The 23,496-nt window shown below is 38.3% G+C and carries 17 protein-coding genes; 8 read left to right on the top strand and 9 right to left on the bottom strand.

Annotation, left to right across the window (positions count from 1 at the left end; all coding sequences use genetic code 11):
• Window positions 1-88 precede the first annotated feature (88 nt).
• Together EGI26_RS16340 and EGI26_RS16335 are read left to right on the top strand one after the other, a co-directional pair.
• The gene (locus EGI26_RS16340; RefSeq protein WP_255080109.1) at window positions 89-241 is read left to right on the top strand and encodes a hypothetical protein; all 153 of its coding nucleotides are present in this window, start codon (window positions 89-91) and stop codon (window positions 239-241) included.
• Between the two features lie 70 nt (window positions 242-311).
• Window positions 312-1,583: an amidohydrolase family protein gene (locus tag EGI26_RS16335; RefSeq protein ID WP_255080108.1), complete on the top strand. Its 1,272-nt coding sequence runs from the start codon at window positions 312-314 to the stop codon at window positions 1,581-1,583.
• A gap of 86 nt (window positions 1,584-1,669) precedes the next feature.
• Here EGI26_RS16335 and EGI26_RS16330 read toward each other — a convergent pair whose 3' ends face one another.
• From EGI26_RS16330 to EGI26_RS16320, 3 genes are all read right to left on the bottom strand, one after another.
• Complete coding sequence (locus EGI26_RS16330; RefSeq protein ID WP_255080107.1) at window positions 1,670-3,127, bottom strand: rubredoxin domain-containing protein; 1,458 nt, start codon at window positions 3,125-3,127, stop codon at window positions 1,670-1,672.
• Window positions 3,128-3,225: 98 nt separating this feature from the next.
• Window positions 3,226-6,756 (bottom strand): nitrate reductase, encoded by a 3,531-nt coding sequence (locus EGI26_RS16325; protein ID WP_255080106.1) that lies wholly within the window; start codon window positions 6,754-6,756, stop codon window positions 3,226-3,228.
• Window positions 6,757-6,783: 27 nt separating this feature from the next.
• Window positions 6,784-8,088 (bottom strand): NarK family nitrate/nitrite MFS transporter, encoded by a 1,305-nt coding sequence (locus EGI26_RS16320; protein ID WP_255080105.1) that lies wholly within the window; start codon window positions 8,086-8,088, stop codon window positions 6,784-6,786.
• A gap of 332 nt (window positions 8,089-8,420) precedes the next feature.
• Here EGI26_RS16320 and EGI26_RS16315 point away from each other — a divergent pair, with 332 nt between their 5' ends.
• Both EGI26_RS16315 and EGI26_RS16310 read left to right on the top strand, forming a co-directional pair.
• Window positions 8,421-8,657: a DUF6364 family protein gene (locus EGI26_RS16315; protein WP_255080104.1), complete on the top strand. Its 237-nt coding sequence runs from the start codon at window positions 8,421-8,423 to the stop codon at window positions 8,655-8,657.
• Window positions 8,654-9,085: a PIN domain-containing protein gene (locus EGI26_RS16310; protein WP_255080103.1), complete on the top strand. Its 432-nt coding sequence runs from the start codon at window positions 8,654-8,656 to the stop codon at window positions 9,083-9,085. The genes EGI26_RS16315 and EGI26_RS16310 overlap by 4 nt, the downstream gene beginning before the upstream one ends.
• Before the next feature lie 163 nt (window positions 9,086-9,248).
• Here EGI26_RS16310 and EGI26_RS16305 read toward each other — a convergent pair whose 3' ends face one another.
• The 5 genes from EGI26_RS16305 to cobA form a co-directional block, all read right to left on the bottom strand.
• Window positions 9,249-10,103, bottom strand: a complete 855-nt coding sequence (locus tag EGI26_RS16305) for an ABC transporter ATP-binding protein (RefSeq protein ID WP_255080102.1) — start codon at window positions 10,101-10,103, stop codon at window positions 9,249-9,251.
• Window positions 10,104-10,146: 43 nt separating this feature from the next.
• Complete coding sequence (gene ntrB, locus EGI26_RS16300; RefSeq protein ID WP_255080101.1) at window positions 10,147-10,938, bottom strand: nitrate ABC transporter permease; 792 nt, start codon at window positions 10,936-10,938, stop codon at window positions 10,147-10,149.
• A 56-nt stretch (window positions 10,939-10,994) separates the two neighbouring features.
• Window positions 10,995-12,200 carry a CmpA/NrtA family ABC transporter substrate-binding protein gene (locus EGI26_RS16295; protein ID WP_255080100.1) on the bottom strand — a complete coding sequence of 402 codons (1,206 nt, stop codon included), beginning with the start codon at window positions 12,198-12,200 and terminating at the stop codon, window positions 10,995-10,997.
• A 39-nt stretch (window positions 12,201-12,239) separates the two neighbouring features.
• The gene (locus tag EGI26_RS16290) at window positions 12,240-13,787 is read right to left on the bottom strand and encodes an alginate export family protein (RefSeq protein WP_255080098.1); all 1,548 of its coding nucleotides are present in this window, start codon (window positions 13,785-13,787) and stop codon (window positions 12,240-12,242) included.
• Window positions 13,788-14,885: 1,098 nt separating this feature from the next.
• Window positions 14,886-15,641 (bottom strand): uroporphyrinogen-III C-methyltransferase, encoded by a 756-nt coding sequence (gene cobA / locus EGI26_RS16285; protein WP_255080097.1) that lies wholly within the window; start codon window positions 15,639-15,641, stop codon window positions 14,886-14,888.
• Window positions 15,642-15,890: 249 nt separating this feature from the next.
• Here cobA and nirB point away from each other — a divergent pair, with 249 nt between their 5' ends.
• The 4 genes from nirB to EGI26_RS16265 all read left to right on the top strand — a co-directional run bounded on the left by nirB (window position 15,891) and on the right by EGI26_RS16265 (window position 21,062).
• Entirely contained in the window at window positions 15,891-18,413 is a 2,523-nt protein-coding gene (gene nirB / locus EGI26_RS16280) for a nitrite reductase large subunit NirB (protein WP_255080096.1), read from the top strand.
• Between the two features lie 55 nt (window positions 18,414-18,468).
• Window positions 18,469-18,822 carry a nitrite reductase small subunit NirD gene (gene nirD / locus EGI26_RS16275; protein ID WP_255080120.1) on the top strand — a complete coding sequence of 118 codons (354 nt, stop codon included), beginning with the start codon at window positions 18,469-18,471 and terminating at the stop codon, window positions 18,820-18,822.
• Between the two features lie 145 nt (window positions 18,823-18,967).
• Entirely contained in the window at window positions 18,968-20,437 is a 1,470-nt protein-coding gene (locus EGI26_RS16270; RefSeq protein WP_255080095.1) for a histidine kinase, read from the top strand.
• Window positions 20,409-21,062 carry a response regulator transcription factor gene (locus EGI26_RS16265; RefSeq protein WP_255080093.1) on the top strand — a complete coding sequence of 218 codons (654 nt, stop codon included), beginning with the start codon at window positions 20,409-20,411 and terminating at the stop codon, window positions 21,060-21,062. Before EGI26_RS16270 ends, EGI26_RS16265 begins: the two co-directional genes overlap by 29 nt.
• 87 nt (window positions 21,063-21,149) lie before the next feature.
• Here EGI26_RS16265 and EGI26_RS16260 read toward each other — a convergent pair whose 3' ends face one another.
• Window positions 21,150-23,294, bottom strand: coding sequence for a c-type cytochrome (locus EGI26_RS16260; protein WP_310587964.1), 2,145 nt, complete (start codon window positions 23,292-23,294; stop codon window positions 21,150-21,152).
• Window positions 23,295-23,496 lie beyond the last annotated feature (202 nt).

Below are 23,496 nucleotides of genomic sequence, written 5' to 3'. Positions count from 1 at the left end.
TAGTGAATGTGTAATTTTTAAATGACTTTTGGAACTATTTTATTGGCAAATTAATTTGCCAAATTCTGAAAAATACCTAAATTACGAGATGAAAGAAGAACTGTACTTAGGCAAAAAAGTATCTGAGTTGAACATTCATGAGCAGAGGTTTAAGAAAATGATGCAGCTGATGAGAGTACAAAAGATGCTGGAAAAGGCAGAGAAAATACACAAACCAATGTCTAAGGAACTGTCAAATTAATTTTTTCAATATAAATTTGTCACATCGGCTCCAAAATCTTTACTTTTGAAATAAACAAACTAACCAAATCATGAAAAAAACTCTCCTTCTTGCTGTATTGGCTTCTTTTTCGACTTTTGCCCAAAAAACCTACATACAATGTGGAAATCTGATAGACACCCGAAATCAAAAGGTGCTGAAAGATATGACCATAGTTGTGGAGGGCAATAAAATTGTTGAAGTAAAAAGTGGCTTACAAAAAGGTGAAAAAACAGATAATGTGATAGACCTAAGTAAAAAATATGTGATGCCTGGGCTTATAGACATGCACGTACACATTGAAAGCCAAACAGCCAAAGATCAGTTTCAGAAAAGAATACAATATAGTGAGGCAGACGTGGCTTTTGAGTCGCAAAAATATGCCAAGATAACCCTGATGGCGGGCTTTACCACTGTAAGAGACTTAGGTGGTAGTAATGTAAATATTTCTCTAAGAAATGCCATTTCAAGAGGTTCGGTAATTGGTCCGAGAATATTTACTTCGGGCAAAACCATCGCTACGACAGGCGGACATGGTGACCCAAGCAACGGAATAGGCACTAAACTCTCATTACCAGAAGACGCTTCTAATGGTGTAGTTAATTCAGCCGAAGACGCACGTAAAGCCGTCAGACAACGCTATCAAGATGGTGCAGATTGGATAAAAATAACGGCCACTGGAGGTGTATTGAGTATAGCTAAAAATGGAAAAGGTCCGCAATTTCAAGACGATGAGTTGAACGCATTGATTGCTACCGCAAAAGATTATGGCTTTGGAGTAGCTGCTCATGCACATGGTGCTGAAGGCATGAAACGTGCATTGCGAGCGGGTGTAACCACTATAGAGCACGGTTCTTTTCTTGATGATGAATGTATAGCACTTTTCAAAGAGAAAGGTGCTTATTTGGTACCTACCATTATTGCCGGCAAAACTGCTTCTGATTCTGCAAAAATCCCAGGTTATTACCATCCATTTGTGGTAAAAAAAGCCTTAGAAACGGGTGTTTTGATTCAAGATGCTTTTGCTAGAGCCTACAAAGCTGGTGTAAAAATATGCTTTGGAACTGACGCAGGAGTATTTCCGCATGGATATAATGCCAAAGAATTCATGTATATGACTGAAGCAGGTATGCCTATTATGGAAGCTTTGAAAGCAGCCACGGTAACCAACGCTTTTGTATTAGGAATGGAAAACGAACTTGGAGCGATAGAGGCTGGAAAATTGGCAGACATTGTGGCCATAGACGAAGACCCCACAAAAGACGTAAAAGCTCTTATGAAAATGAGCTTTGTGATGAAAGATGGGGTGGTTTACAAAAAGTAAAACTTTATGAAATTCATTTTGTCATAATGAAAAACTGTGCCGATAAATTAGCATTCATAAATAAAGCAATCCTAGGATTGCTTTATTTATGAATGCACAAAGTTATCTTCGAGTTCTATAGTCCTAAAATTAGCCTTTTCCCCTTCGCACACACCGCAACAATATTCCTTAGGTAGGTTTTCGAAAGTTATGCCTGCCGGAATACCCGCCAATTCATCTCCATAGCGAGAATCATAGACTGAAAGGCACGTTTTACACTGATAGGCTCTTATTTTTCTAGCCTTTTTTATTTCTGATTCCTGAATTTGATCGTCTAACTTTTTTATAGTGTTTTCTGACAGTTGATGATTATATAGCAATACAGATCTTCGGAGTTGTTCAGGTAAATTTACTTTTTGAATACCCTGAGCAAAATACACTTTTGTACGGCCATTAGGGTCAAAATCTTCGGTGTAAGAAATGTCGTAAACGTTGAAAAAAGGTATGAGATTGAACAATTTGGTACGGCGACGCTGCACCATTATTGATGCAAAAACTTCAGTCTTTTGTACCGTCTTTATACCAAAACATATTCCAAATGTCCGAATATCTTGCCTGTTGAAAGATTCTACCAATTCGTTTTTTAGCTTTAGAGCCTCTTCAGAATCGTCTTCTACTTGCCAGTTAAGCTCATTAGCGGCATGCCTCACGTTTATATTGTGCTTTGCTAATATTGAACTCCAATATTTTCTGTCTCTTTCTTCTATCCCTTTAATAATCAAAGACTTCCATGGTGTAAAACAAATCTCTCCGAGCTTTGTAAAAAGGCACAAATCACACATTTCCAATAAAAATGAAACTGAGAAAAGCTCATTTCTACGATAAATTCCTAACCATGTTTTTTTGCCATATCTGTTAAATCCTTCATAGTAGGGCAAGGTGAATTTTGGCAGCTTCAACTCCTCTTCTTTGGCAATAGAAATGATTTTGGGGATGTTTTTGAAAATATCTTTGGCTTCATTTTCAGGAAACTGTTCTAGCGTTTCTTCAATACTTTTCGAAACTTTGGATATTTCGTTAGAAAAAATGAGCCTATCGTAAGAATAAACCGAATTGGTTTTTGGCTTTCTTAGAAACAAATACCAAAAATTGGGGGTGCTAGAGGATACAAAGTTGAGGTGTCCTGAGAAAAAGGGCGTGAAACTTTGGGCATTGTCCGAAATGTTGATTTTTAGCTTTGAATCATAGTCGAAAGTATCGAAGATATCTTTGTAAATTCCTTCAGTGATCCAGTTGCCTTTTTGAAAAACATCTTCAGCAACATACGAACTCACCAAGTTAGGTCTTTCGTTAGAATCTATTTGAAATTTCAAGTTTAAGTCTGCTAAACTTTTCTCGAAATTTCTGGCAAATTGATGCGGCAAATGAAGAATCAGTTGCTGGCGTAAACTCAGTCTAACTTCTTTTACATGAGCACTTTTGGCTGCCTCAAGTATTTGCTTCAGTTCGCCGGGCGATACTACGCCGCCTTTGAAGTTTATTCTTATTTTATAAAAATCATTCATAATTCAATGTTTTAATGATTTACCGCAAGGTCGCTAAGACGCTATTTCTTTTATTGAAAGACTTAACATTAGTAGTTTGAACAATATTTAAAACAAAATTATGCCACGGAAATGGCCTCCTCTGCCTCTGCCAAGCTTTTCTCGAGAATTCCTCTGACTTCTGGTCGGCATGAACCGCAGCCTGTGCCAGCACCAGTTTCCTGGCAAAGATTATCGAAAATCACACAACCACCTTTGATGGCTTTCTTCAGATTTCCTTCACCAATGTTGTTACACGAACACACAATTTTTCCCAATACTGGCTCGGGTTTTTTGCCCGAACGAAGTAATTGTAAACGCTTATCTGACAATTCGATACCATCAGCAATCAGATTTTTGAATTCTAAAAATTCTGACTTGTCTCCTATCAATATTGCCCCAACCAAACGATCATTTTTGATGACACATTTTTTATAAAAATGCTTGGCTTTGTCAATAAATACTACTTCCTCATATCCTTCTTCACCATTCGGAATTTCTATTTCGCCCAAAGAACAGAGTTCTAATCCTGCCATTTTGAGGAGATTCATCGATAAACTTCCTTTATAATAACTTGCCAAGTCACCAGCTAAAAATTTGGCCACTATCTCCGCTTGTTGCTCCGCGGCAGCCGTGATTCCCCAAAGCTGGTTGTTCCATTCAGCTATTTCACCACAAGCAAAGATATTCTCATCCGACGTTTGCAGATATTCGTTGACTTTTACACCCCTATTGCATTCCAAGCCCGCTTCTTTGGCCAATTCTATTACTGGCATAGTTCCTGCGGCCACCAGCATGGCATCACAAGGTAGTTTTCTGCCCGATTTTAGTCTGATTCCTTCTATTTTGTCGGTTCCATAAAACTGCTCTACTTCGTCATTAAAGTAAACCTCAATACCTCTTGCGGCTATTTCTTCATGCAATATGGCACTACCAAGCAAATCTAACTGCCTGTCCATAAGCCTACTAATACGCTGAACTACGGTAACGTTTACATCAATTTCTTTCAATGAAGCCGCCATTTCCAAACCCAAAAGTCCACCACCAACTACAACAGCATTCCCGCCTTTTTTTAGAAATGGAGCCAGTTGGTCCGCATCTATGCGGCTACGCATATTGAAAATCCCTGGGATCTGTGGAAAGTTTTTCGGCATAAAGGCCTTGCTTCCCATTCCCAAAAATAATTTATCATAAGAATGTTCTCTGCCTTTTGAGTCGGTCAAAATTTTGTTTTTGCGATCAATATGCTCAATGCTGATGCCTTTGTGTACCACTATGTTGTTTTCCTCAAACTGGTCTTCACGGAGTTTTACGAGCTGATCCCAAGTCTGTGTGCCACTGATATAGTCGGGTAACATTACGCGGTTGTAAAAAGGATATATTTCTTTGCTAAATACCTCAATATCATCTGTTTGATTGTATTTTCTGTATGCCGAAATAAACCCTAATCCGGCAGACCCCGCTCCTATTACTATTATTTTTTCTTTCGGCTTTTCGTATTTAGAAATTTCAACAACCGAATATTTGAAATCGGGTTCTTTCGAACGCGGATCCACCAAACTGTTGGTAAGATTGTTTGCCCTTCCAAAGTTTCGGTTGAGTATTTTGCCCCAATGCATGGGCATAAAGCAGTTTCCTTTTTTGAGGTCGTCTGTCAGAATAACTTTTACTTTTACTTCTCCACGCAAACCGCCCACCATCACTACGTCGCCGTCTGAAATGCCCCTATCTTTGGCATCGATTGGGTTCATTTCAACATAAGGCTGGTTGATGTGTTGGTTAAGTTTATTCACCCTACCCGTTTTGGTCATGGTGTGCCATTGATCTCTAATTCGCCCAGTAATTAGAATTAAAGGGAAATCCCCTGAAATTTGCTCTGACTGATTCTGAAACGGTACTGCATGAATCTGAGCTTTTTTGGAAGCTGTATAAAATGAATGATCAGTAAACAACCTCTCCGTTCCGATGGAAGATTCGTCAGTACTCATTTTTTTTGTAAATGGCCATTGAACCGTTCCAAAATTTTGAAGTTTTTCGAAGTCTAATCCAGAAACATCGATGTTGGTGTCTTCTGTAGTTTTGATGTACTCCTTGTATATATCTTCGGTTTTGTTGTAAGAAAACTTATCTCCCCAGCCCATTTTTTCTGCAAAACGGCAGATAATTTCCGTATCAGGAAGTGCGATTCCGGGTGTCTCTCCCACTTTACTCAAATACGAAATACGACGCTCAGCATTGGTCATGGTTCCATCTTTCTCTGTCCAAGCGGCGGCTGGAAGAACAATATCTGCAAATTTTGTGGTGTCCGATTTATTAGAAACGTCCTGAACCACCACCAATTTGGCGTTTTTCAAGGCTTTTTCTATCATATTGGCATCTGGCATACTCACCAATGGGTTGGTGCAAACAATCCAAATGGCTTTCATTTTACCATCTGCCAGAGCCTGAAACATTTCTGTGGCAGTGAGGCCGGGTTTCTCCGAGATGGCACTTCCACCCCAGAAAGCCTGCATTTCGTTACGATGAGCAGGATTTGCGTAGTCGCGGTGCGAAGCCAACATATTCGCCAAGCCGCCCACTTCACGACCTCCCATTGCATTGGGCTGACCTGTTAATGAGAAAGGCCCATTACCGGGCTTACCGATTTTGCCTGTGATCAGCAAAAGGTTTATGAGCGAAAGGTTTTTGTTTACGCCTATTACCGACTGATTAAGTCCCATGGTCCACATCGACAAAAAGCCCTTCGATTGGCCAATCCACTTGGCTGCCGTTTTGATTTTTTGTAATTCTACCCCACATATTTTGGCGTATTCTGAAACCGTTTTTTCAAAAACTTTTTCTTTAAACGCCTCTATGCCTTCCGTGTGATTCTCAATAAATTCGGCATCAATCTTACCTGTTTCTATCAAAACTCGGGCAATAGCATAATTTAGAGCAACATCTGTCCCTGGGTTTATGTCTAAATGTAAATCTCCCGAAGCCACCGTTTGGGTTTTTCGAGGATCTACAACGATGATTTTAACGTGTGGATTGGCGGCTTTGTGGGCCTCCACTCTTCGCCAAATAATCGGGTGACACCAGGCAGGATTGGCTCCTTCTACCAATATAACATCTGAAAGCTCGATGTCGTCATAACAAACGGGTACGGCGTCTTCGCCCAAACTCAATTTATAACCAACCACCGCAGATGACATGCACAAACGCGAGTTGGTATCTATATTGTTGGCTCCGATGAATCCCTTCATCAGCTTATTCCAAAGATAATATTCTTCTGTTAAACACTGCCCAGATACATAAAACCCAACAGATTCTGGGCCATATTTGGCTATGAAAGTTTTAAAAATGGCTGCTGTGCGGTCTAATGCTGCATCCCACGAAACTTGCTCTAAGGGCATGTTGCGGTTGAGCCGCATTTGTGGTGCCAACAAACGATCCGACTTGTCCATCACCGTATAGTGCAAGTTCATGCCTTTTGAGCAAAGCATCCCTCGGTTTACAGGATGATCTTTGTCTCCTTCAACTATAATTGAGCCGTTGCTTTTTTCTTTTATAACAATCCCACAACCCACTCCACAATAACAACACGTTGATTTATAGCTCTTTTCGTTCATTTTTACCTTATTTAAAACCCTTACTATTTAGGCCAAAACTTCTTCTAATACCGTACTAGGTTTGATTTCTTTGTTTTTTGTAGCAAACTTGGTCAGTGCTACCAATAAACCTACTATCACTGCTGCACCACCGATATACTGGAAAGCCTCAGCATAAGAAATTGACTCTGATTTAAACAAGAAACCCATCAGCATGCCGCCGATATTTCCACCTGCACCAACTATACCAGCCACTAAACCTACGTTTTTTGAATTGATAAAAGGAGTAATGGCATAAGTAGCACCGTTGGCCATTTTTAAGAATAGTGCAAAAGAAAGCATGGCTACTATGGCGTAGGTAATGGTTAATGTATTTGAGAAAAAATAAAGCCCGATTCCTTCCAAAACCAAAAAACCAGCTAACAACCAGCTTTTCCCGCTGATTCCGTAAACTCTACCGATTCTATCGGCAAAAATGCCCCCTAAAGCTCTTGCGAAAATATTCATAAAGCCAAAAAGTCCTGCTAATAATCCGGCCGCTTTTTGGTCAAAATTAAAAGTATCTACAAAATACAATGCGGCTACGTTGTCAAATGTGATTTCCATACCAAAACAAATAGAATATGCCAAAGCCAGTACCCACACTCTCCAGTCGGTCAGTACTTCTAGGGTATTTGTGTTTTCTTTTTTGCCAATAGGTTTTACAAAATCAGAAAAATTACCGTCTGGTGAATCTTGGGTATAATTGTAATATAAAAATGCACAGATTAGTAACATACTTCCTGGAACAATCATGGCTAACCTCCAAGCCTCACTGTTGGTGTATCCCAAACCAACTATGGCAGCAAAAATAACAGGCATCACCATATTGGTAATTCCGCCACCTAGGTTACCCCAACCGCCCGCAACGGCATTGGCTGTACCTTTGATGTTGGGTGCAAACATCACAGAGGTGTGATATTGCGTAATCACAAACGATGCCCCTATAACACCAATGGCTAATCTAAACAACAAGAAAGTAGTGTAAGAATGTGACAAACCTACTAGAAACACGGGAATAGAACCCAAAACCAAAAGGGCGGTATAGGTTTTACGCGGCCCCCAAGTGTCGCACAATCTACCTATAAAAAGTCTAGCAAAAATAGTAGCTGACACAGAAGCAATAATGATATTGCCGACTTGACCTTTGGTAAGTCCAAGGTCTTCGCGGATAGTAGGCATAAGTGGAGCCAAACCAAACCAACCAAAAAAACACATAAAAAAAGTAAGCCAAGTGATATGGAAAGTCCTCATTTGAACCGAAGATAGATCGAAGATTCTGAGGTTTTCTAAAGGTTTGGTGCTGTTTTTCATACTATTTATTTTTTAGAATAATGAATGCTAAATGATTGCCTGGCTATGAATCAAAGCCAATACTCAATTGAACTACTCAAAATTAAAAATAAGTATTTATACTCAAAAATATATGAGTATTTATTTTAAGTATTTTAAAACTTTCCCATTTGTCTTTTAGATAATCTTAGAAAATTTATATTTTGTTAGGAAATGACAATTTGAAGACTTTTTTGAAAAGGAGAACTAAAGAAAATTTATGGTAGGAAAGTAAAATACTTAATATTACTAGAATAGTTTAATGCAAAACAAAAATATACGTATGTTTACATATTATTTAAAATATATACGTAATGGGGAAAGTAAAATTAACATTATCGGTAGAGGAAAGCATTATAATTAGAGCCAAGAAAGTGTCTGAAATAAAGCAACAATCTTTGTCTGAAATAGTGTCGAATTACTTATTAAATCTGGCTAATCAACAATTTATTGAAAATTCTGAGGCCAATTCTTTACATGGAATAGTAAAACAAAAGTGGACGGATGATGAAATAAAAGAAATGATGGCTAACGATAAATTGGGGTTATGAAGATTTTTCTAGATACCAATGTTTTGCTAGACTGGATTTTGGCAAGAGATCATTCCTTTGGAAAAGAAGCAACCATAATCTTAAAAAATGCTGAGGTTGGAAATTATAGATTGTTTGTTTCTAGTGGCAGTCTCTATACTTTGGCTTATGTAATTGAAAAATCAGTAAAAAACAGTGCCGAAACAAAGAGAATAATGTCTCGCATCCTGGCTTTTTTAGAAGTTGCAAATTGTAAAAAAGAGTTTTTTGAAAAAGCTTGTATCTCAAATTTTGAGGACCTTGAAGACGCATTTCAATATTTTACAGCTCTTTCAATTGCCAAAATAGACTATTTCATTACTGCAAATAAAAAAGACTTTAACCAGGCAGAAAAATTTCCAGTTTTAAACCCAAAAGAGTTTTTAGATTTCACACAGAAAACCTATTAGAAAACTAAGCCAACACCGATTCATTGGAGAACTTTGTTTGAAATAAAGACTTAATGAAAGGAGTCTAGGCTAAACTCATTTATTATTATCTTTAGCGAATGCTTTAAAAAAGCACTGAGTCCTCAGAAAAGACCCAATGCCATTTCAAAAAAAATATAAACACTTACTCAAAAATTACGTCGTCAATAGATAGGTTTTTTACCAAAAGACTTAAGAGTTTGTCGTGTACTTTCATGTATTCTGGCAAATGAACAATATCTTTCTTGTTTCTTGGGCGAGCAATGTTGATATTCACAATTTCACGGATGGTGGCTTCTGGGCCGTCGTTCATTACTACCACTCTGTCCGATAAGAATATGGCCTCCTCAATATCATGCGTTACCATCACGATGGTTTGTTGACGTTTGTTGAGGTTCCAGATTTTAAGCAACTCTACATGCATAGAGCCTTTGGTGAGGGCATCTAATGCTCCAAAGGGTTCGTCAAGCAACAACACCGAAGGATTGATGGCAAAGGCCCGAGCTATGGCAGTACGTTGTTTCATACCCCCGGATAGTTGGCTTGGGAGTTTGTCTTTGTGTTGTAAAAGATTGACCATCTTTAAGTTGTATTCTACAATTTCTTTCTTTTCTGCTGCTGATTTGTCTTTCAAAACCGAATCTACGGCTTCATAAACGTTTCTATAAACCGTCATCCATGGCAAAAGCGAGTAGTTTTGGAATACGATGCCTCTGTCTGGCCCTGGGCCTGTTACCTTGTTTCCGTTTACAGTTACTTCTCCAGAGGTAGGTTTTACCATACCGCTGATAGAGTTCATCAAAGTGGATTTGCCGCAACCTGAGTGACCAATAATACTCACTATTTCGCCCTTTTTGATATCCAAGTCTATGTCTTTTACCGCCGTAAAAGTACCTTTGCCATTGGTTTTGAAAGATATAGTTACATTTTTTACAGAAATGCAATTAGAAGTTTCTGCCTTTTTCTCAATTAATATTTCGTTTTCTAATTCTGTTATCATGATGTTTTTTGTTTAGAAATTATTTCCAACTTTTCAATTTGAGTCATTTCTTGTTTTCGTAGGCGAAATAATTCTGAAGACCATTGAAAAACTTGTCGAGTAATAAGCCCACAAAACCGATGATAAGTATGGCTGAAAGGATTTTTTCCAGACTTAAACCATTCCACGAATCCCACACAAAGAAACCTATTCCCACACCTCCAGAGAGCATTTCTCCAGCTACAATCACCATCCACGCTACTCCGATGGCCAATCTCAAGCCTGTAATAATATGAGGCAACGCGAAGGGAATAAGGATTTTGGTGATGTATTTCCAACGAGAAAAGCCGAAAGCTTTACCCACGTTTTTGTGGTCGTCGGGTATGCTCGAAACTCCGAACGCGGTGTTGATTAATGTCGGCCAAAGCGAAGTAATAGCAATGATAAATATAGTTGCTCCTTCTGATGCTTTGAAAGCCAAAAGCCCCAATGGAAACCACGCCAAAGGCGAAACTGGACGAAGAACCTGAATAAGAGGATTGAGTAAGTTCATGGTAAACTTAGAGCCTCCCATGAGCATACCCAAAGGAATAGCCAAAAGACTACCAAGACCAAAACCCATCATTACACGCTTAATAGAACTCCAGAGTTGAATACCAATGCCTTTGTCGTTAGGACCGTAGTCGTAAAATGGGTCTTTGAGCATTTCGAAAAACACAGACCAAGTAGCTATTGGGCCAGGGATTTCGTTTTTGGTAATGGCCGAAACCAAGCTCCAAATCAAGAGCAAAATGACCATGCTACCCACAAAGTAGACTATTGAATATAAGGTTTTTAAAGAAAATATGCTTTTCATGATTTTAATGCTTTTTGTGAATTCAGGAGGCGATTGCTCACCTCCCGAACAAATTGTTATTTGCGTGTACTACCAAGATATGCCGAAGGATTGCTTGGGTCAAATGCCACATCAAGGTTGGTTTTAAAACCTTTCATGTCTGCCTGAACAGGTACTCCTGTTTCTTTTGCCACTTCCGCCCATAGGTCGTCCAAGATTAGTTTTTCAGCTATTCCCTTATAATCAGGAGCAGATTTAAGCATACCAAAACGAACATATTGTGCCAAGAACCAGATTGCGTGCGATTTAAGTGGTGTATTTACTACTCCGTTATTATAAAAACGCATGTTGTTGTCGCCATATTTTTGTGCACCTAGCTCACAGCCAAGGTCATATGAACCCAGTATTCGGCTTTCTATAGCCGCGACTGGAGCATTTACATAGTATGGTTTTGTAAGCCAACTTACTGCTTTTTTGCGGTTTGCGGCACTGGCGTCTAGCCATTTGCAAGCTTCTACTATGGCTTTCATTACGTTTTTCAAATCGGCTCTGTTCTCAGAAGCAAATTCAGAGTTTACAACCAATGCTTTTTCTGGGTGATTTTTCCAGATATCCTGTGAGGTAATTTCTGTAAAACCAACGTTCTGTGCAGCTGCAACGCCATTCCATGGTTCGCCTACGCTAAAGCCCTCCATGTTGTCTACTTTCATGTTGGCCACCATTTGAGGCGGTGGAATAGTGATGATACCCACAGATTTTTGATTGATTCCCGCAGCTGCCATCCAATTTCTCAACCAAATGTCGTGTGTGCCACCCGGAAAAGTCATCGCAAAAGTCACTTCTTTTTTCTTTTTTAGAGCCGTAACTGCCGCTGCAACTTTGCTGGTTTCTTTGAATCCAACCACTCCACAAAAGTCCTTTGAAAGCGTAATGGCTTGGCCGTTGTTGTTCAAAACCATGGCTATTTTCATTTGAGAACCTGCTTTGCCACCAATGCCTGTATAAACCGAAAGCGGCATTGAAAATAAACAGTGTGCTCCAGAAAGCTCTCCGTTCAATACTTTGTCGCGGATGTTGGCCCAAGATGCTTCCTTGCTAAGTTCAACGTTTACGCCATACTTTTTGAATAGACCCAATTCTTTGGCTACTACCAATGGGGCACAGTCGGTAAGCGGAATAAATCCTAGTTTAATTACGCTCGCTGGAGCAGTTTTGAAAGATGTCGTTACCGAAACTATGGCCAAAAGCATAGCTACCGATAATATTTTTATGGTTCGTTTCATTTTTGTAATAAATTGAAAATGTGATGTTTAAAGATTAACTTATTGCTTAATAGCTACTGGTTTGGTATAGAAGAAATCTGGGCGGATATTGATCATTAAATATGCCCAGTTACCTGTTTTCTTGGTTTTGTCTATGGTATTTGATTTTACATACTCCAAAGAATTACTTCCTTTCATGATAGAGTAACCCAGCTCTAAAGTAGTGAATTTATTCATGGCCACTTGTCCAATAAAATCAATTTCGGTACCTAATTTTTTATCCAAAAGTTTGTTACCGTCCAACTTGTTGAGTGTAGCAGATTCTAAGCTAAAATAATGTCCGTCAGCCGTAAAAGTGAAAACTTTGTTAACATATTTGAGTTTCAAATAAGCATCTTGCAATCCACCTGCTGGTGAGCCTGTGCCTACATAAAAGTAGTCCATATAACCCCAATGCTTGTGCGGTGTGCCGTAAAGCGGGTCAAATTTAGAGGTCTGACCAGCAACTGGTTTCAAGGCATTGTTGCCAGTAAGCACCTCATATCCTGGTCCAAACGACCACTTGCCTTTTTGCATCATCGCAAATGCTCCGTAGTGATAGGCGTTTTTAATCATTAAGCCATCACGATCTTTACCCGATTGGCCATAGAACCAAGCCTGAGCCGAAATTTTACCAAACATTGCTGATGAATTACCAAATTGACTATTGGCCATCAAGCCATAAGTTAATCTAGAATTTACGCCTGTTTGATTATATCTTCGGCCATATACATAGCCTTGAGTAGCGTTACCAATACTGTCAGAAATGTACTTTGAAAAATCATCTTTGAAAAACAAAGCGGAAAGTTTTGTTTGCTTAAATTTTCTTGTCAAGTAAGCCATTTGGAAAGACTTAAACTGTTGATTTTGACCATTGGTGCTCAATGGCGTAGCCAATACCAATGCTCCTCCTTTGCCAGCCGTAGGTATAAATCCAAGTGGAATGGCCAAACTCACATTTTTATTTGAAAGTGCCGAAGCTGGAGCATTACCAGCTGTGTAAGACGTACCTGTCACTCCAAATCCATCTGTATTTTGATTAAATCCTCCACCAAAATCCAATGCCCATCCCAAATGCTGTGCTTTAAAAATAGCCGCATCGAATCTGCGTGCTTGCTGTAACCAGTCCAAATTGCCCAATAAACGTACGTCATCATATACCAATTCTTGTCTGCCTATTTTTAATGAAAGATTTTGAATTGCTTTGAATTTAACTGTAGTATCTGCCGAATTGGCCAATATAAGTTCTGCGTTGGCTTCGTGTACCATTAATCTATTTCCGTCTGCATTGCTGATGGTTGAAGCATCTTGTCCCCAAACTCTTACATCTTGTATGGCAGTTGTAAAAACCACTCTATCCCATTTATAGCCAAATGTTAACCTAGTTCTTTGCGATGTAAAAGCCGCTGCTTTTGCGTCTATAGGAGCTAAGTTTCCCAAACCATCACGCACCTCTGTACGGGTACGTACTTGGCCTACTAAGCTGAATTGGCCGTAAGTGGAAACTTTTAAAAAATAAATAAGTATAAATAACCAAAGTTTTTTTGAAAATAGAAGTTTCTTTTCCATCGTTCTAATTTTTAAAGATAAAATCCTGAATAGTAGTTTTAGGGACTTGCAACAATCGTTTTGTTGCGTTCATGATCAAGAAGAAACAAGGACGAGAAAACTCGTTTTTCTGAAGAGGGTTTGTAAATCGAAAATTTATTGATTTTCTTTACATCCGTCTATGTGTTTCAACACCGTAGGCAATTCCTTTGGCCGTTGGCGGTACTCCAATACCCCTTCGGCCATTTTTTTCTCTTGTATGCATCCAAGAGTTTTGGTGCTCCAACACCTTTTTTAAAATCTATTTATTTTTCAAATGAAAACAGGATTTAGCTTTAATCCTTTAGTCTTCAAATATTTAAATCATGATGACGATTCGAAATTATGATTAAGTATAAATACCCATAAATATTTGAGTATTTATTTTCTGTTTTCACGAAAAATTCTTTGCTTTTTTTAATTTAACATTCGAAAATTTATATTTTGCAAATCAGAAAATGAAAAAATCATTCTTTTTTATGATTATTTGATTTCACTTATTTTTCATTATTTTTTACTTTTTGGATACATATACTGTTATTTTGAAACCAATTTTTAGTCATGTTTCACTTTTTGAATTAAAATATTCATTTTTTTAAACCAACTTTTTAAAAAATTACAAATTTGTCTTCTAAAAAGAAGGTTGGAATTTGAGAAGAAATCTTGGAAGTGCAACTATATATACCTTTTGAGTAGTGGGGGATTTATATTTATGTTTATTTCAGGCAGAATTTGAACCTTATAGGAGGTTTTTACTTAGGTTGTTTGTTAATCGAATTTGATTCCGTTGTCGGTTATTGAAATAATTAAAATGCCGACATAATTCGACCCTTACAGAGTCGCGTGTAATGTTCAACTTTTGCCTAGCTAATATAGTGCGACCCTGACAGTGTCGGATGTAATGTTCCACTTTTTCTTATCTAATATAATTAGACCTTTACAGGGTCGAATGTATTCTTCGATTTTTCCTTTTGCTAAAGTAGTGCGACCCTGACAGGGTCGATTGGGAGGTCCTCTACTTTAATTATTGATAATAATATTTATCGAGAACACTAAAGTTATAATGTATATTTATTATACTCATTCACACAACATTTCCGATCCATATTCTAGAATATACTCTTTATGCACGCTCACTACTTCACCAATGATTATTACCGACGGCTGTTTGATGTTTTCTTCCCTTACTTTGGCGGCTATGTCTTTTATTTTACCTATCACAAATCGCTCATTGTGGCACGTTCCGTTCTGGATTATGGCTACTGGTGTCTCTGCTTTGCCAAAAGACGAGAAAATGTCAGCAATTTCTTCCAACTTGCTTAAGCCCATCAATATCACAATAGTAGCACTCGACTGAGCAGCCAAGTATATGTCTTTCGGCAGTTCCTTTGCTTTGGTGTGTCCGGTCATCACCCAAAAGCTTTCTGACAGTCCACGCTTGGTTACCGGAATTCCCTGAGCCGTGGGTACAGCAATACAACTCGATACACCAGAAATAATTTCGGTTTCTATTCCAAAAGTCTCTGCATATTCCAATTCTTCTGTCGCTCTTCCAAATACGATCGGATCACCACCTTTGAGTCTAACAGCATGCCCGTACTCAAAAGCCGAAGCTATCAAAAGCTCGTTTATTTGGTCTTGGGTTAAACTATGGTTCTCAAATCTTTTGCCTACAAATATATGTTTACAGTTTTCTCTCGTGTATTTCAAAAGTTCCTCGTTTGCCAAAGCATCATACAACACTACATCTGCTTTTTCCAAAGCCTTTATTCCTTTTAAAGTTATAAGTTCGGCATCTCCTGGACCCGCCCCTACAAGTGTTATTTTCGGTTTCATATATATGAGTATTAATACTTATAAAAAATTTGAAATCTTCAATTGTACTATTCTTAGGTAAAATTTGATATTTATTTCAATATTATACCTTTTTCGTATTTTTTCATACAATTTCTTCAACAATCTTAGAATTTTAAATTGCAATTATCTAATATTGTTACATATTTAATTGCTTATTAATACTCATTTTATATATAATATTAGATAAGTACAATTGAGTATTTTTTATCAAAATAAAAATTTGATTTTATGAAAAAGAAAGTAGTTGTTGTAGGTAATGGAATGGTGGGTTACAAATTTTGCGAAAAATTGATCGCCAAAGGTGGAAGTGAACAATTCGACATCATAGTGTTTGGAGAAGAACCACGTCCTGCGTACGACAGGGTTCATTTGAGTGCTTATTTTGGTGAAAAAACGATAGAAGAACTTACCATGGCTCCGTTGGAATGGTATTCCGAAAACCAGATACAACTACACCTCAGCGACCCAGTGACCAATATTGATAGAGAAAAGAAAATCATCAATACACATCAAGGTATTTCGCTCAACTACGACTATTTAATACTCGCCACGGGTTCTGCACCTTTTGTGCCACCGATTCCGGGGGTGGAAAAAGACGGGGTTTTCGTTTACAGAACGATTGAAGATCTCGATATGATGAAATCTCATGCCGCAAAGTCGAAAATCGGAGCCGTTATAGGCGGAGGCCTTTTGGGCTTAGAAGCCGCCAAAGCTTTGCTTGACTTGGGTATTACAGACACTCACGTGATAGAATTCGCTCCAAGACTTATGCCAAGGCAAATAGATCAGGCAGGTTCTGACATTCTAAAAAGCAAATTGAGTACGCTCGGCATAAAGATTCATTGTAACAAAAACACCCAAGAAATAGCGGGAGGCGATACCCTCGAAAAAATGGTATTTGCTGACGGAGAAATACTAAAAGTAGATATGTTGGTGATATCGGCAGGAATAAAGCCCCGTGACGAACTGGCCAAAATAGCTGGACTTGAGGTAGGTTCAAGAGGTGGAATATTGGTAAACAACAAACTCCAAACTTCTGATGAAAGCATTTTTGCGATAGGAGAATGTGCCCTGCATGAACACATGATTTACGGCTTGGTAGCTCCAGGTTACGAAATGGCAGACATTGTAGCTTCAGAAATAGTGGGCAATGCGACCAAAGAATTTACAGGCTTCGACATGTCTACCAAACTAAAACTTATTGGTGTTGATGTGGCTAGTTTTGGAAATGCTTTTGCCGAAGAGCCAGATTGTCAGACCATTATATATGAAAACAAAACCAAGGGTGTTTACAAACGTGTAAACATCAGCAACGACAATAAATACCTTTTGGGAGGAATATTGGTGGGTGATGCCGAGCAATACAATATGCTTTTGCAAACAGTAAACAATAAACTACCTATTCCTGCCGACCCAGAAGATTTGATATTGGGCTCTCGTGGTGGAGAGTCTGGTGGAGAATCTGGCGTGATGTCTCTACCCGACGAGGCTCTTATTTGTTCTTGCGAAGCGATTACAAAAGGGCAGATTTGCCATGAGGTGATTGAAAATGGGAATGATACCGTGGATACTCTTAAAAAATCAACAAAAGCTTGTACGGGTTGTGGTGGATGTACGCCTATGGTGAAGGATTTAATCCAAGGTATTCTTAAATCTCAAGGAAAAGTAGTTAGAAACGTTCTTTGCGAGCATTTTGAGTATACCCGTCAAGAATTGTTGAGTTTGGTAAAAATTAAAGCTCTGAAAACCTACGATGACGTTTTGGAAGATTTGGGACATGGAGATGGTTGCGAAACTTGTAAACCAGCGGTGGCATCAATTTTAGCAAGTCTTTGGAACGAAAACGTGCTTGAAAAAGGCCGTCTAACAGCCCAAGATTCTAACGACAGATTTTTGGCCAATATCCAAAGAGGCGGTACATACTCCGTAGTTCCTAGAATTCCGGGTGGAGAAATAACACCAGAAAAACTTATAGTAATTGGCGAAGTAGCTCAAAAATATGGTCTTTATACCAAAATAACTGGTGGTCAGCGTATCGATATGTTTGGTGCTCACGTAGGCGACTTACCCGCCATTTGGGAACAATTGATAGAAGCGGGTTTTGAAAGTGGACAAGCTTATGGAAAATCTTTGAGAACTGTAAAAAGCTGTGTAGGAACTACTTGGTGTAGGTTTGGTGTACAAGATGCGGTAAGTTTTGCCATAGAAGTTGAGAACCGGTACAAAGGACTTCGCTCCCCACACAAACTCAAATCTGCTGTTTCAGGCTGTATTAGAGAATGTGCTGAGGCTCAAAGCAAAGACTTCGGAATAATAGCCACCGAAAAAGGCTGGAATCTTTATGTATGCGGAAACGGCGGATCCAAACCTCGCCATGCAGAACTATTGGCCACCGATGTTAGCAGCGAAATGTGTCTAAAGCTGATTGATAGATTCTTGATGTTTTACATAAAAACAGCTGAACCACTTCAAAGAACAGCCCCATGGCTCGACAAAATGGAGGGTGGACTGGCCTACCTAAAATCTGTAGTTATAGACGATGTCTTGGGATTGAACGCACAGTTTGAAGCCGACATGGATGCACTTGTGGATACCTACAAATGCGAATGGAAAGAAGCTGTGGAAACGCCTGAGATCAGAAAAAGATTTGTACATTTTGTAAATGCCCCTGAAGAAAAAGACCCTACAGTGAAGTTTGAGCCACTTCGTGAACAAATAAAGGCCGAAGACTGGAACGCCGTAGTAAAGTAAGAATAATAAACCAATGATACATCTGTATGAATTATTTCATGCCATGATGAAACCAATGAAAAACATGAATAATACTGAAACAATGACATCGTGGATTTTGGCTTGTAGAGTAGAAGATATTCCTGAAAACGGAGGGGCTTGTGTTCTACTTGATGGAGAACAAATAGCCATTTATAATTTCAAAAAACGAGGCGAGTGGTATGCCACGCAAAACCTTTGTCCACACAAACAACAAATGGCTCTTTCAAGAGGAATGATAGGCTCTATGGGCGAGGACCCCAAAGTGGCTTGCCCATTTCACAAGAAAACATTTTCGCTCAAGTCTGGAGCTTGTTTAAGTGGCGACGACTACGAAATCAAAACCTATCAGGTGAAAGTAGAAGGCAACGAGGTGTTTGTTGCTTTTTGATTTTTAAAAGAAAAGAGTTGCTTTTGTAAAACAATTAAAATCTGAATGCACTTGAATAAGGTGTTTAATAGACTCCCTTAGTTTTAAGTGCATCACGGTTTTTTAGTCCAATTGTATTATTTTTGAGTTCACAAAAAAAATCGAAATGGCGACTTTAGACAAAACCGTAGGGCAAAGGTTAAAAGTCCAGTACATTTTTGCTTTATTAGTTGTGGCCTCATTTACTATTTTAGGGCAAATTATCATACAGTCTACTCTTTCTAGTTCACTAGATGATTCACACGTAATAAATATTGCTGGGCGTCAACGTATGCTCAGCCAACGTCTAACCAAAATCTCCCTGATTCTCAACGACCCCACAATTTCTCAGACACAGAAAGACGTTTATATAGAGATTTTCCCAGCAGCATATTCTCTTTGGAAAGATAGTCACCAAGCACTTAAGAATAACAAATTAGAAAAACCCAAAAAATACAATGTTTCCAACAGTAAAGAAATAAATGAGCTTTATCAAAAGATTGAGCCTACATACTCGAGCCTCTTGGTTTTGTTTAAACAGGCCTCTGCCAATAGCTTGAACCAAAAATTAAAAGCAGAAATCCTGAATAATGAAAGGGTGTATTTGGAGTTGATGGAAAAAATCGTATTTACTTATGATGCCGAAGCCACCAAGCGGGTGGATTCTGTAAAGTCTTTTGAACTCATATTGCTATTTCTCACATTGGGTACATTGTTAGTAGAAGCTTTTATGATTTTTAGCCCCTTAGTAAATTACGTAAAAGAAGTAATTGCCCGCTTAACGAGTTCTGAAAGCCAACTCCAGGAAACCAACGACCAGTTAAGATTTTCAAATAGAATGCTATTCCAAGCCCAAGAAAAATTAGAAAAAGCAGCTAGGGAGAAATATGAAGCAAAATTGCAAGAAGAAAAAACCAGATCTGCGTCTTTGCTTGAAGGGCAAGAGGAAGAAAGAAAGCGAATGTCGAGAGAAATGCATGATGGCGTGGGTCAAATGTTAACTGGAATAAAATTAACAGCAAGCAAGCTAAAGTCTTTGGATGCAAACAGTCCTAAATTTGAACCTACACTAAGCAGTCTTCATCAATTAATTAACGAAACCATTGAAGCCACACGCATAGTATCATTTAATCTTATGCCTCCTGTTTTGGGTGATTTCGGACTGGAACCCGTATTAAATATTTTAAAAGACTCAATAGAAAAATCTACAAAAACCAAAGTAAAACTTGAAGTAAGATTACTAAATGAAAGACTGTCTCAAAACCTCGAAATCAATATTTACCGCATTGTTCAAGAAGCCACCAACAACACGCTAAAACATGCCAAAGCCAAAAATATAATCATCCGGATTCTAGAAAAAGATAACATTGTTTTTGTAGAAATCAGCGACGATGGTCTGGGTTTTGACCCAAATCAAATATTTTATAGAAAGCAATCCTTGATACACAATGGCGTGGCAAACATAAAAACTCGTTGTGAACTTTTGCAAGGAAGTTTCAAACTAACCTCCGCTCCCAAAGAAGGAACGAATATTTTCATTAAATTGCCAGTTGATAATTCAGACCAAAATGGGGAAAATAAAAATATTGTTGGTTGACGACCACGCCGTAGTAAGAAAAGGGCTCATTTCGTTACTCGAAGACGAAGAAAACCTCGAGGTCGTAGGCGACGTAGGTAGCGGAAAAGAAGCTTTAGAGGTGGTGCCAAAACTAAAGCCAGAAATTATTTTGTTGGACTTGAACATGCCAGAAATGTCGGGCATGGAAACCGCAAAACACATTAAAAAACTTGCTCCTTCCATAAAAATATTGGTGTTTTCGATGCACAACGATGCCGACTATGTGCTAAAAAGTATCGAAAATGGTGTAGATGGGTATTTGCTAAAAGACAGCGAAAAAGACGAGATTTTGCTAGGCATAAACACGGTCTATGAGGGCAATAAATACTTTCCCCCTTCTATTTCGGCTATTTTGGTAGGTGCCATTCAAACCAAAGGCAAGGCGATTGCTGGACCAAAAACTAGCTTGAAAACTGACGTTCTTTCGAAAAAAGAAAAACAAATTTTGAAACTAATAACCGAAGGTAAAAACAGTAAGGAAATAGCCGATTTGTTGGACTTAAGCATTCGAACAGTTTCTAATCACCGAGCAAATATGCTCAAAAAAACCAATCTCAGCAACACCGCAGAATTGGTAAGAATTGCCAGCAAAGAAGGAATTTAGAGATTCCCATTTGAAATATTAGACCTTGTACTTACGGAAAATTTAACTAAAACCTTGATTTGATTCAGATATTGACCTGAATCCCAACTATTTTTCGAAATCCGTTTCTAGCAACAATTTTTCGTTAAAAACTCCAGTTCCTTCTGGTTTTTTGAGTCTCATTTTCTTCACATCAGCCACAGAAATTCTTTTGGGTTCTTTGGCATAGGCATTTTGGGTGAAACCTATAATATCTACAATGTCTTGGTCACTAATGGAACTGTTGTTGAGCAATGCTGGCATTTCATTGTTCAGCTCATAACGCTTTCCACCCACACTCATTGGGCCGCCTATACCGTGCAATATAATAGCCGCCAATCTCTTAGCGGAACCATCAATATATTCAGAACCCTTCAATGGAGGAGCTAAATTCTCGATTCCTTTACCGTCTGCTCCATGACAGGTGGCACAAATAGACCTGAACAGTTGCAAACCTTTTGTACGGCCGTCTACCTCATTTTTTACTTTTACAAATATAGGATTAGGCTCTTTCTTTTGTCTGTTAGTTATAGCTAGATTTAGGTTGGCTTTCAGCAACTCATTTGGATTCATTTCGCCTATAAAAATAGTTTCCTTACTATCAAGACTGCTTGTTATAGCATCTTGAAATACTTTATCTGTTGAATATTTCTTTTCTATTTTTGAAAGAATTGGTAAGAAGTTAGTCTCTGATATTTTTATCCAAGAACCCAAAGACATAGCCAAATATAGGTCTATCGTTTCATTGTTTTGAGCTAGTAAGAGAACAACTAGCTGCTTATATTTTTGGACATTTGCAGGAATAGCATATTTTTCAATAAGACCTAAAACATGGGCAATGGTTTCAGGTTGTTTAGATTTCTTGGTTATTTCCTCTAAAAAATTAAAAGAAAGAGCATTGAGCCCTTCCAAAACATATAAGGCATGAATCTCGGTTGCAAATTCATTATTGGTAAGGCACAGTGTTTTTAAATCTTTAACAATGCTTAAGTCTTTTTTGTGAATCAACAATTGCTGAGCACGGTCTCTAATCCATCCATTTGAGTGACTTAAAAGGTTCACCAAATCCTTGCTGGTTGTTTTGGTAAAATCAGGAATCTCAAAAGCTTTGGCATTTTTATGGGTTACTTTTAATATTCTTCCAGCATTTTGAAGTGTATCCAATTGTTTTTTTGCCAAAAGCTCGGTCAAATATTGGGAAATATATGCCTTGTGCTGAATAATTCCTCGGTGCATATCTACAATATACATGGCTCCATCTGGCCCGTTGAAAAGATTTATAGGACGAAAACCTTCGTCTTTGGAGGCTATGAACTCTTTGCCCGCAATCGCCCTTGTTCCTTTTATACTCGTGTTTTTTACATCTAAAATACTTCGAGTGATGAGGTTGGCTTCAGGAACACAGACAAAGGCATTTTGATTATAAGAATCTGGAAATGAAGAGCCTCTGTAAATCAATGGACCGCACGAAGCCGTAACTTCTTTCAGATAACCGTTTTCGTCTAAGACATTTTTTACGTAACCCCTATTGACAGAAGTAGCATGAATTGGAAAAATTTTGTTATCGGTTAACATTTGATTTTCAGTAGCCTTGGGTCTGAAATATTTGTTTTTAATAACCCTATTTGGCAATACAAAATCGCCTTGAAGATGGGTACTGTTGTTGTTATAAAAAAGCCTACCAAAATTATCCTTTGTGATTCCCCATTGACCACGTAATGACGTTGGCTCCTTGAGCCATTTACCGTTCTGAAGGCGATACCGGAAGTTATAGTCGGCGTTATAAATCCAGTTGTCGATGTTCATCATCAGACCGTTCGACGCATGCTCTACGTTTCCTCCTTCGGCATAAATAGGGTCAACCAATGTTTTTTTGCCCGGTTTGTCGTTCTTTATTTCTACAAACCAAAGCTTGGGGCCATCAACATAAAGCAGACCTCCATAGACAAAGGCCAAGGCACGAGGAAGCACAAGTTTATCCAAAAACACTTTTGAACGGTCAACCACTCCATCTTTATCAAGGTCTTCTAAGATTTTTATTTTTCCTACTGGCTCTTCTTCTCCAATGCCTTCTAGATTGGGCATATATCCTGTCATTTCTACCACCCACATACGGCCTTTGTTGTCAAAGTCCATAGCCACGGGTGCTTTTAAATTGTTTTCGGAAGCAATAACTTTCAAGTCAAAACCTTCTTCAATGGTGTATTCGTCCAAAGAAATTTTTGGCTCGAAAATTTCGATTTTTTTGAACCCTAAAAATGTGAAAACTATAAGAATTAGCGTGATTAACGAATAAGCTAATTGCTTTGAATTGAATTTATACATGCCTCAAAAACGTCAAGGATTGGTTGATTTTTATTTAAAAACCGAAGTTTAAACAAAATTATTTTGGTTAAACAAGATTTTAGACAAAACT

This window comes from Lacihabitans sp. CCS-44, assembly GCF_024343735.1.
Lineage (GTDB): Bacteria > Bacteroidota > Bacteroidia > Cytophagales > Spirosomataceae > Leadbetterella.
Note: the sequence above shows the minus strand (reverse complement) of the source record. Positions and strands in the feature narration are given on the sequence as shown.

Excerpts from the sequence above, each read along its gene's own strand:
- EGI26_RS16340 (WP_255080109.1), top strand. The coding sequence starts at position 89 with ATGAAAGAAGAACTGTACTTAGGCAAAAAAGTATCTGAGTTGAACATT.
- EGI26_RS16290 (WP_255080098.1), bottom strand. The coding sequence starts at position 13,787 with ATGGAAAAGAAACTTCTATTTTCAAAAAAACTTTGGTTATTTATACTT.
- EGI26_RS16310 (WP_255080103.1), top strand. The coding sequence starts at position 8,654 with ATGAAGATTTTTCTAGATACCAATGTTTTGCTAGACTGGATTTTGGCA.
- EGI26_RS16320 (WP_255080105.1), bottom strand. The coding sequence starts at position 8,088 with ATGAAAAACAGCACCAAACCTTTAGAAAACCTCAGAATCTTCGATCTA.
- EGI26_RS16335 (WP_255080108.1), top strand. The coding sequence starts at position 312 with ATGAAAAAAACTCTCCTTCTTGCTGTATTGGCTTCTTTTTCGACTTTT.
- EGI26_RS16270 (WP_255080095.1), top strand. The coding sequence starts at position 18,968 with ATGGCGACTTTAGACAAAACCGTAGGGCAAAGGTTAAAAGTCCAGTAC.
- cobA (WP_255080097.1), bottom strand. The coding sequence starts at position 15,641 with ATGAAACCGAAAATAACACTTGTAGGGGCGGGTCCAGGAGATGCCGAA.
- EGI26_RS16305 (WP_255080102.1), bottom strand. The coding sequence starts at position 10,103 with ATGATAACAGAATTAGAAAACGAAATATTAATTGAGAAAAAGGCAGAA.
- nirD (WP_255080120.1), top strand. The coding sequence starts at position 18,469 with ATGAAAAACATGAATAATACTGAAACAATGACATCGTGGATTTTGGCT.
- EGI26_RS16315 (WP_255080104.1), top strand. The coding sequence starts at position 8,421 with ATGGGGAAAGTAAAATTAACATTATCGGTAGAGGAAAGCATTATAATT.
- EGI26_RS16265 (WP_255080093.1), top strand. The coding sequence starts at position 20,409 with ATGGGGAAAATAAAAATATTGTTGGTTGACGACCACGCCGTAGTAAGA.
- EGI26_RS16330 (WP_255080107.1), bottom strand. The coding sequence starts at position 3,127 with ATGAATGATTTTTATAAAATAAGAATAAACTTCAAAGGCGGCGTAGTA.
- nirB (WP_255080096.1), top strand. The coding sequence starts at position 15,891 with ATGAAAAAGAAAGTAGTTGTTGTAGGTAATGGAATGGTGGGTTACAAA.
- EGI26_RS16325 (WP_255080106.1), bottom strand. The coding sequence starts at position 6,756 with ATGAACGAAAAGAGCTATAAATCAACGTGTTGTTATTGTGGAGTGGGT.
- EGI26_RS16295 (WP_255080100.1), bottom strand. The coding sequence starts at position 12,200 with ATGAAACGAACCATAAAAATATTATCGGTAGCTATGCTTTTGGCCATA.
- ntrB (WP_255080101.1), bottom strand. The coding sequence starts at position 10,938 with ATGAAAAGCATATTTTCTTTAAAAACCTTATATTCAATAGTCTACTTT.